Annotated in this window: 2 protein-coding genes; both read right to left on the bottom strand. The window is 46.6% G+C overall.

Annotation, left to right across the window (positions count from 1 at the left end; translation table 11 throughout):
- Positions 1-402: MFS transporter (locus AC1DUA_RS39245; RefSeq protein ID WP_477504826.1), on the bottom strand; the 402-nt coding region annotated here is incomplete at its 3' end.
- Between the two features lie 133 nt (positions 403-535).
- On the bottom strand, positions 536-914 hold a 379-nt coding region (locus AC1DUA_RS39240; protein ID WP_477504825.1), incomplete at its 5' end, for a MarR family winged helix-turn-helix transcriptional regulator.

The raw sequence follows: 914 nt of genomic DNA, 5'->3' as shown, positions 1-914 counted from the left end.
GATTTGGGGGCCGACAACAGAAGATAGACCGAAAATCGCACCGAAAACACCTTGCCATTTGGCACGCTGTTTACCTGTAAATAAATCCCCGATAATAATCATAGCCATCGGCATCATGATACCACCGCCTAGACCCTGCAAGCCGCGGAACAAGATGAGTTCTGTGATGTTCTGGGCCATACCACAGAGTGCGGAAGCCCCGATGAAAATGATAAGGCCCGTTACATAAATAACGCGGCGGCCCATTAAGTCAGCCAATTTACCGGCGATAGGAACAATAACGGTTGAAGTCAGCATGTAAGCTGTAGTAAGCCAAGCCATCAGACCAAGACCGCCTAATTCACCGACGATACGAGGCATTGCTGTTCCGACAATCGTACCGTCTAGGGCACCGAACAGCATAGCAATAATAAGTCCAGTCAGCAGGAGTCCGCGATTTTTGAGCGCTGGCGCCGCTGACTCGGAAAGATTGTCGTCAGTAATTGTTTTTTGTATAGTTTCCACTACAGTTCACTCCTTTTGAGGAAAATGGATTTTAATAATAGGATGTTAGTTTTTCAAAAGCACTTACAAGGACGCTGAGTTCCTCCGGCGGAAGCTTAGATAAGCCTCGAGCAATCACTTCTTTTTGAACATTTTGAGCTGCGTTAAGAACCTCACGGCCAAGTTCGGTGATTTCTACCAAAACAATGCGCCGATCCGTTTCATGATGTTTGCGTATGACATGTCCGCTATGGACAAGACGATCAATCATCACAGTAATCGCACTAGGTTTGACACCCATTCTCTCAGCAAGAACGGTTTGTTTGGGAGTTCCCTCCTTGGCAATCATGAACAGCATAAATAACTGCGGTCCCGTTAACTCTGATTTCAATTCGGCGAATACGGCACTGCTAATTTTGCGATGGGCTGTT

Source organism: Paenibacillus sp. 01T422 (genome assembly GCF_056398785.1).
This window is presented reverse-complemented; position numbering and strand designations above follow the sequence as displayed.